The organism is Terrisporobacter muris (assembly GCF_024621905.1).
Classification (GTDB): domain Bacteria; phylum Bacillota; class Clostridia; order Peptostreptococcales; family Peptostreptococcaceae; genus Terrisporobacter; species Terrisporobacter muris.
In genome coordinates this window covers 1-8342 of the sequence record NZ_JANKBY010000150.1, presented here as the reverse complement: position 1 = coordinate 8342, position 8342 = coordinate 1, and the positions used below count along the sequence as shown (strand labels likewise).

The following is an 8342-nucleotide window of genomic DNA, read 5'->3' as shown; positions in this document are numbered from 1 at the left end:
TGTGTTTGATGAGGATTATGAAAATTTAAGTGATGCGAAAGATTATGCAGATTTGTTAAAAGAAGGAGAGTATGCACTTCATTTTGTTATAGGGAAAACTTATGAAGGAGCAGAGAAGATAGAACTTAGGTTATATAATGGATTTTAAAAATAGTAAAACAAAGGATAATCTTATGCGTGCATTTGCAGGTGAATCACAAGCACGAAACAGATATTTATTTGCAGCGTCACAGGCAAAGAAAGAAAAACTACATGTAATACAAGCGGTATTTGAATATACTGCTGACCAAGAAAGAGCTCATGCAAAGGTATATTATGATCATCTTAAAGAATTAGCTGGAAGTAATATTAGTGTAGATGGAAGTTATCCAGTAGATATTTATGATAATATAGTACAGCTTCTCCGTGCAGCACAACATAATGAATATGAAGAGCATGATGATGTTTATACAAAATTTGCAGAAATAGCAGAACAAGAAGGATTTAAAGCAGTTGCTTACTCTTTTAAAAAAATAGCGGAGATAGAAAAAACTCATGGAGATAGATTTGGGAAATTTGCTGACTATATTGAAGAAGGAAAATTATTTTTAAATGATGAGAAAACAGAGTGGCTATGCTTAAACTGTGGTCATATACATAATTCAATAGAAGCTCCAAAATCTTGTCCAGTATGTAATCATCCTCAAGGATTTTTCATTCGATTAGGAATGTCTCCTTTTAATCAATAGTATTAATAAAAAATAGATAAACTTTTAGCTTATCTATTTTTTTTGTGGAAAAAATTACTAAAAATGTTTGATGAAAATTTTTCCAGGTATATATAATAATAAGAAATTGTTAAATAATAAATTATCAGAACATTACTCGAATCACTAGACATTTCTCAGAATATGAAAATTTAATTAAATATTATTTTTAGGGGGAGTTAAAATGGATTGTAATAGTTGTAGAATGTGTAAAAGTGCAGATGAAAGATTAGAAAGTTTCGTAGCAAGTAAGGAGTTTGACACAGCATTTCATAGAACTGAAACTCAAAAACAAAAATGTGGATTTGGTTTACAAGGCGTTTGTTGTAGACTCTGTTCAAATGGGCCATGTAGAATAACGCCTAAATCACCAAAAGGAATTTGTGGAGCAGATGCAGATACAATAGTTGGTAGAAACTTTTTAAGAGCGGTTGCATCAGGATCAGCATGTTATATTCACGTAGTGGAAAATACAGCTTTAAATTTAAAACATGTAGGAGAAACAAAGGGAATAATTAAAAGTGAAAAAGCACTAAATCATTTAGCAGAAAAATTGGGAATAGAGGTTGATGATAAATACGAAAAATGTGTTAAAGTTGCAGACGCTGTTCTAAATGATTTATATAAACCTAGATTTAATAAAATGGAACTTGTTGAAAAAATAGGATATGGACCAAGAGTTGAAAAATGGAAAGAGTTAGGAATAATGCCTGGTGGTGCTAAATCAGAAGTATTTGATGGGGTAGTAAAATCATCAACTAACTTAAACTCAGACCCAGTAGATATGCTAATGAGTTGCTTAAGCCTTGGAATTTCAACAGGTCTTTATGGATTAACTCTTACAAACCTTATTAATGACATAATGCTAGGTGATCCAGTTATAAGAATGGCACCAGTAGGATTTAGAGTAATAGATGAAGATTATATAAACATAATGATTACAGGACACCAACACTCAACATTTACATCATTCCAAGAAAAATTAAAACAGCCAGAAGTTGTAGAACTAGCAAAATCTGTGAGAGCAAAAGGATTTAGATTAGTAGGATGTACATGTGTAGGTCAAGACTTACAACTTAGAGGAGAGCATTATCAAGAAATATTTGCTGGTCATGCTGGAAATAACTTTACAAGTGAGGCAGTATTATCAACAGGTGCAATAGATATGATAGTTTCAGAATTTAATTGTACAATACCAGGACTTGAACCAATAGCAGATGAATTAAAAGTTAAAATGATATGTCTTGATGATGTGGCTAAAAAGAAAAATGCAGAATATGTTTATTTAGATAGAAATAAATACGATGAAATAGATACAAAATTAATAAATGAAGCTTTAGAATCTTATAAAAATAGAAGAAGTGAAGTTAAAATAGATATACCAAAAGATCATGGATTTGAACAATCTTTAACAGGTGTTAGTGAAAAGAACTTAAAAGAATTTTTAGGAGATTCATGGAAGCCATTAGTAGATTTAATAGCTGATGGAACAATAAAAGGTGTGGCTGCAATAGTTGGATGTTCAAACATGACAGCTGGAGGACACGACATTAATACTGTTGAATTAACTAAGGAATTAATTAAGAGAGACATAATAGTTTTATCAGCAGGATGTTCAACTGGAGGTCTAGAAAATGTAGGATTAATGTCACCAGGAGCGGAAGAATTAGCTGGAGAAAATTTAAAAGCAGTATGTAAGAAATTAGGTATACCACCAGTATTAAACTTTGGTCCATGTTTAGCAATAGGTAGACTTGAAATAGTAGCAACAGAACTAGCAGCATACCTAGGAATAGATTTACCACAATTACCACTAGTACTTTCTGCACCACAATGGTTAGAAGAACAAGCGTTAGCTGATGGAGCTTTTGGTTTAGCCTTAGGCCTTCCTCTACATTTAGCACTTCCTCCATTTATAACAGGAAGTAAGTTAGTAACAGAAGTTTTAACAGAGGGATTAAAAGATATAACAGGAGGCCATGTAATAGTAAACCCAGACCCTAAATCAACTGCAGATCAATTAGAAGAAATAATAATTGATAGAAGAGTAAAACTAGGGTTAAAGGATGTGGAAGTTTATGCATAGAATTTTAATTGATAAAGATTTATGCAAAGGGTGTAAAAGTTGTGTCCTTGCTTGTATGATTAGAGATAGTGACAATGATAATATGTATACATTAGACTTAAATAGTATTGATACTGAAAGTAGAAATCATATTGAAATGGATAAAAACAATCACCCAGTACCTATATTTTGTAGACATTGTGATGAACCAGAATGCGTAATGACTTGTATGAGCGGGGCTATGAGCAAAGATGATAAAAGTGGAATAGTTTCTTATGATGAAAAAAAATGTGGCTCTTGCTATATGTGTGTAATGTCATGCCCTTATGGCTTATTGAAAGTGGATGACAGAAGTAAGCAAAAAATATTAAAATGTGATTTATGTAAAGATGAAGAAATTCCTAAATGTGTAGCCATGTGTCCTACAGGAGCAATTAAGCTACAAAAGGAGGAAGCTTATGCTAGATAAATTACTTAATAAATTATCATCTAAAAAAGAAAAAAAATGTGTTGAAATAAATAATAATCCAACAAAGTACCTTATCTTAGGTGCAAGTGCAGCGGGAATAAATGCAGCAAAAGTTTTAAGAAAATTAGATCCAAAGGGAAGTATTATAGTAGTTTCTAAGGATGATAAAATATATTCACGTTGTATGTTACATCATGTTATTTCAGAACATAGAACTGTGGATGGTATTAATTTTGTGGATATAGACTTTATGGAAAAAAACAATATAACTTGGAAAAAATATGAAAGTGTACAAAATATTAATACTGATAAGAAAATTGTTAAATTAGAAAAAGAAGATATATCATATGATAAATTATTAATAGCAACTGGAGCTTCAGCATTTATACCTCCAATTAAAAATATAAAAGAAGGAAAACATATATATCCACTTAGAAACATAGAAGATGTGATTGATATAAAAGAAAAAATTAAAACTACTAAAAAAGTTGCTGTAATAGGAGCAGGACTTATAGGAATAGATGTTCTTACTTCTTTATTGGATATGGGAAATATAGAGGTGTCTTTAATTTATCCAAATGAATTTATATTAGATAGACAACTGGATAAATATTCATCTAAAGTTTATGAAGATAAGTTTATTGAACTTGGAGCAAAACTATATCCTTCTCGCCCTGTAAATCAAATAATACTAGATAAAAGCCAAAATGTTAAAGGTATAGAACTTGGAGATAAGACTGTAGTTGAATGTGACATGATTATAGTTTCTACAGGAGTTAAACCCAATACAGAATTTGTAGCAAATACAAAAATAGAAGACAGTAGAGGTATAGTAATAAATGACAAATGCGAAACTACAGTAAAAGATGTATATGCAGCGGGAGATGTAGTTGGTAAAAATGCCATATGGCCACTTGCTGTAAAACAAGGAATTGTTGCAGCTTACAATATGGTTGGGGTTGAAAAAATTCTAGATGATGAATTTACATTTAAAAACAGTATGAATTTTGTAGGAATCCCAACAATTTCTTTAGGAATAGCTATACCACCAGATGATACTTACGAGGTAATAACTAGATGTGATAAAGAAGGATATAAAAAATTTGTTATAAAAGATGATGTAATAACAGGATTTATAGCTCAAGGAGATATTTCTTATACTGGACCGATTACTTATCTTATAAAACATAAAATTCAGATACCAAATTTGAGAGAAAGAGTATTTGATATTGGATATGCTGATTTCTTTTCTATGAAGGAAAATGGAGAATTTGAATATAACATTAATATATAATTAAAAAATATTAAAACAACTGCATCGATTTTAGAATCAGTTGTTTTTTTATGCTATTGATTAAAAAAAAAATATAGTTTAAACTTAATTATTATAAAAAGAAATATTTAAGGATGCTAAAGTAAATGGGAAATATTTTTAAAATGAGGAAGAGTATTACATTAAAGTTATTTTTGCTTTTATTTATTCTTATAGTATTAATATCATTGTCAATTTCAGTTGAACAAGTAAAAAATACTAATAAAATAGTAAATAAAGAAATGGAAGTAATGAGGGAACAAGTTTTAGATGAAGTGGCAAATAATATATCTATTTTGCTATCAAATGTGGAAACCATGGGGGATACTATAGTAGTTGATAGCCATTTAATGGAAATATTAGCTACATCTCATAAAACAATTTTTTCTAATAAAGAGTTAGAAAAAAATATGAATTCTTATGTAGAAGGATTACTAAATGACGTTGTATGGGAATATGGAAGATATAACATGAAACCAGAACTTTATATAGTTGGCAATAATGGATATACATATAGTACTTATTCAAAAAATAAATATTATTTAAATAACATAAAAGAGGAACTTTGGTATGAGGAAATTGTAAAATCAGATGGAGATACAGTTTTAATTAATACATACAAAGATGAAAATGGAATTGGACCTTATAAAAACATTTTTAAAATGGGTAGATTGATTAAGGATATTATAACTAATGAAACCTTGGGAATTTTAATAATGGATATAAGTGAAACGATGTTATATGATAGATATTCAAAAATGATAGATAATGGTTCATTTATTTATATAACGGATTCAAGTGGAAAAATTATATCCAGTAAAGATAAAAGAGATATTGGAAAAAACTATAAAGATATATTTAATAATGATGACAGAAATATTGATGGCAGTGTAAATAGTACAAAAATTATTTCTCAAATTGAAGAATATGAATGGAATATAATACAAGAAATACCAAGTAATATTAGCATGAAAATATCAAATAAAATTATATCTATAACAACTCTTATAATTATGTTTGTAAGTTTTATAGCTTTAATAATAACGTATAAGCTTTCGAAGTGGATTACAAAACCAATTATACAGATAAAAAATAAAATGCAAGAAGTAACTGGTGGTAATTTAAAGTCACAGATTATTGTTAATAGAGAAGATGAAATTGGAGACTTACAAGAATCATTTAACAGCATGGTAAACCAACTTAACACATCTATAGAAAATATTAAAGAATCAGAAAAACAAAAGCGTGTGGCGGAATTAAGTTTTTTACAAGCTCAGATAAATCCTCACTTTTTGTATAATACTTTAAGTGGAATAAGATTTTTAATATCTATGGGAAAAAATGAAGAAGCGGAAGAAATGTTATATAGATTTACAAAGTTGTTAAGGGCTATATTACCAAAAGCAAGTGAGATGATTACATTAGGAGACGAAATAGAAAATATAAAAAATTATGGTGAATTACAGCAAATGAGGTATCCAAATTCATTTGAAATAGAATACCATATTGAAGAAAGAGTACTGGATTTTAAAATTCCTTCATTCATATTACAGCCAATATTAGAAAATGCAATATTATATAGTATGGAAAAAGAAAATAACTTTGGTTATATAAAAGTGACAGCATCTGAAGAAAATGAACATATTAAAATTATAATTGAAGATAACGGAATAGGTATGTCAAAAGATAAGTTAATAACAGTATTGAATAAAGGTGTAAGTATAAATTCTGTAGGTGTTACTAATGTACATGAAAGAATTCAATTAAACTATGGTATGAAATATGGTTTAAGAATAGAAAGTGAAGAAGGGAAGGGCACAAAAGTTATATTTATTTTACCAAATTTAAGGGAGGGTATATGCTAAATATTATAGTAGTTGAGGATGAAGCACCAATAAGAGATTGGATAGTATATAATATTTCTAAAATTTCTGATGATTATAAAGTACTTAGTAGTGCTAATAACGGAAAAGAAGGATTTGAATTAATTAAAGATTTAAAACCAGAAGTAATAATAAGTGATATAAAAATGCCAATAATGGATGGTATTGAATTAACAAAAAAAGTAAAAGAAATAATGCCTAATGTCTATGTAGTTTTATTAAGTAACTATGCAGAATTTAACTATGCAAAACAAGCTATTAGTTGTGGAGTTTTCGAATATTTAATTAAATCAGATATAAGACCAAAGGAATTAAAAGATGTGTTTTCTAAAATTGAAAAAGATATTATTAGTAAAAAAGAATTGTTTATTAATAAAGAAAATAAAAATAATGAAATTAAGTATGATGAAAATAAATATTCAAAATCAATACTAATGGCACTAAAATATATTGATTTAAATTATAAGGATACTATTTGTTTAGCTGATATATCAAAAAATGTATTTTTATCACAGGAGTATTTTTCACGTTTGTTTAAAGAGGAAGTTGGAGAGAATTTTTCAACATACCTTACAAATTATAGATTGAACAAGGCTGAGCAATTACTAAAAAATAGTGATATGAAAGTAGGAGAAATAGCATTAGAGGTTGGTTATCAAAATCCTAGTTACTTTTCTAAAACTTACAAAAAATATAAAGGTATATCTCCTGATGATGATAGATTTTAAGGTAAATAAAAATGAAGAAAAGTAAAAATATAGTATTTGTAATTTTATTGATAATTATGGTGTTTCTTGTTACTTTATTAAATAACAAGAAAACAAATTTAATTAAAAATGAAGATGAGAAAATATTTAATGTAGCTATAATATTTAATGAAACAGGACTGGGAGATAAGTCATTTAACGACTTATGTTATGAAGGAATGTTAGAATCTCAAGAAAAACTAGGTATTGAGTTTGATTATACTTATGTGAAAAATAAGAATGAATATGAAGATACATATTTAAATTATGCAAAGGATAGAGAATATGATTTAATAATAGGACTGGGAGAAGAGCAAGAAGAGTCTATAAAACAAATATCACAAAAATATCCCAATCAAAAGTTTACAATTATAGATTCAAAATTGAGTTTACCTAATGTAAGTGCTATTTATACGAAGTGGAATGAGCAAACATTTTTAAATGGAGTATTGGCAGGATTATGTATTTCGCATACAAACACTAAAGATAATAGTGTAGGTATAATTTTGGGTAAAAACTTAAGTTATTTGGAAGAAGGGGCTATTGGATTTGAAGCTGGAGTAAAATATATTAATCCTAATATAAATGTTATAAAGGCTACTGTGGGAGATTTTTCAAATCCAACTAAAGCCAAAGAAATGGGAATTTTAATGTATAAAAAGGGCGTAAATTATATTCAACAATTGGCGGGACAATCTGGATTTGGTGTATTTGCTGCAGCAAAAGAAATGAATAAATATGTTTTTGGTGTAGATGCTAATCAAAATATGTATGAACCAGATTATATAGTTTCAACAGCAACAAGATATGCCAATAAAATTATATTTAATGAGATTGAATCTTTAGTTAAGGGTAACTGGACTTCTGGAATAAAAGAATTAGGTATTAAAGATGATGTAATTGGATATGAAAGAGAAGGCTCTAATGTTGAGGTATCTTCAAATATAATTAAAAAAGTAGAAGAAATAAAAAAATTAATGATTGAGGAAGAAATTGTAATACCATCTACTCAAAATGAGTTAGATAAATTTTCAAATAATTAAAAATAACTCACCTTTATGGTGGGTTATTTTTTTGTCAAATATCAATATTTTTATCAAATGTCAAATTTATTATATTTT

Annotated in this window: 7 protein-coding genes; all 7 read left to right on the top strand. The window is 28.0% G+C overall.

Going from position 1 to position 8342, the window contains the following annotated elements:
- The first annotated feature begins 137 nt into the window (after window positions 1-137).
- The 7 genes from rbr (at window position 138) to NSA58_RS11880 (ending at window position 8264) form a co-directional block, all read left to right on the top strand.
- Window positions 138-728 carry a rubrerythrin gene (gene rbr, locus NSA58_RS11910; RefSeq protein WP_039679875.1) on the top strand — a complete coding sequence of 197 codons (591 nt, stop codon included), beginning with the start codon at window positions 138-140 and terminating at the stop codon, window positions 726-728.
- A gap of 202 nt (window positions 729-930) precedes the next feature.
- Window positions 931-2832, top strand: coding sequence for an anaerobic carbon-monoxide dehydrogenase catalytic subunit (gene cooS, locus NSA58_RS11905; RefSeq protein WP_257560500.1), 1902 nt, complete (start codon window positions 931-933; stop codon window positions 2830-2832).
- Window positions 2825-3280 (top strand): 4Fe-4S dicluster domain-containing protein, encoded by a 456-nt coding sequence (locus NSA58_RS11900; RefSeq protein WP_039679877.1) that lies wholly within the window; start codon window positions 2825-2827, stop codon window positions 3278-3280. Before cooS ends, NSA58_RS11900 begins: the two co-directional genes overlap by 8 nt.
- Window positions 3270-4574: an NAD(P)/FAD-dependent oxidoreductase gene (locus NSA58_RS11895; RefSeq protein ID WP_257560499.1), complete on the top strand. Its 1305-nt coding sequence runs from the start codon at window positions 3270-3272 to the stop codon at window positions 4572-4574. The genes NSA58_RS11900 and NSA58_RS11895 overlap by 11 nt, the downstream gene beginning before the upstream one ends.
- A 125-nt stretch (window positions 4575-4699) precedes the next feature.
- On the top strand, window positions 4700-6457 hold the full coding sequence (locus tag NSA58_RS11890; RefSeq protein ID WP_257560498.1) for a sensor histidine kinase: 1758 nt from the start codon (window positions 4700-4702) through the stop codon (window positions 6455-6457).
- On the top strand, window positions 6451-7203 hold the full coding sequence (locus NSA58_RS11885; protein WP_039679879.1) for a response regulator transcription factor: 753 nt from the start codon (window positions 6451-6453) through the stop codon (window positions 7201-7203). Before NSA58_RS11890 ends, NSA58_RS11885 begins: the two co-directional genes overlap by 7 nt.
- An 11-nt stretch (window positions 7204-7214) precedes the next feature.
- On the top strand, window positions 7215-8264 hold the full coding sequence (locus NSA58_RS11880; protein ID WP_257560497.1) for a BMP family ABC transporter substrate-binding protein: 1050 nt from the start codon (window positions 7215-7217) through the stop codon (window positions 8262-8264).
- Window positions 8265-8342 lie beyond the last annotated feature (78 nt).

Excerpts from the sequence above, each read along its gene's own strand:
- rbr (WP_039679875.1), top strand. The coding sequence starts at position 138 with ATGGATTTTAAAAATAGTAAAACAAAGGATAATCTTATGCGTGCATTT.
- cooS (WP_257560500.1), top strand. The coding sequence starts at position 931 with ATGGATTGTAATAGTTGTAGAATGTGTAAAAGTGCAGATGAAAGATTA.
- NSA58_RS11900 (WP_039679877.1), top strand. The coding sequence starts at position 2,825 with ATGCATAGAATTTTAATTGATAAAGATTTATGCAAAGGGTGTAAAAGT.
- NSA58_RS11895 (WP_257560499.1), top strand. The coding sequence starts at position 3,270 with ATGCTAGATAAATTACTTAATAAATTATCATCTAAAAAAGAAAAAAAA.
- NSA58_RS11890 (WP_257560498.1), top strand. The coding sequence starts at position 4,700 with ATGGGAAATATTTTTAAAATGAGGAAGAGTATTACATTAAAGTTATTT.
- NSA58_RS11885 (WP_039679879.1), top strand. The coding sequence starts at position 6,451 with ATGCTAAATATTATAGTAGTTGAGGATGAAGCACCAATAAGAGATTGG.
- NSA58_RS11880 (WP_257560497.1), top strand. The coding sequence starts at position 7,215 with ATGAAGAAAAGTAAAAATATAGTATTTGTAATTTTATTGATAATTATG.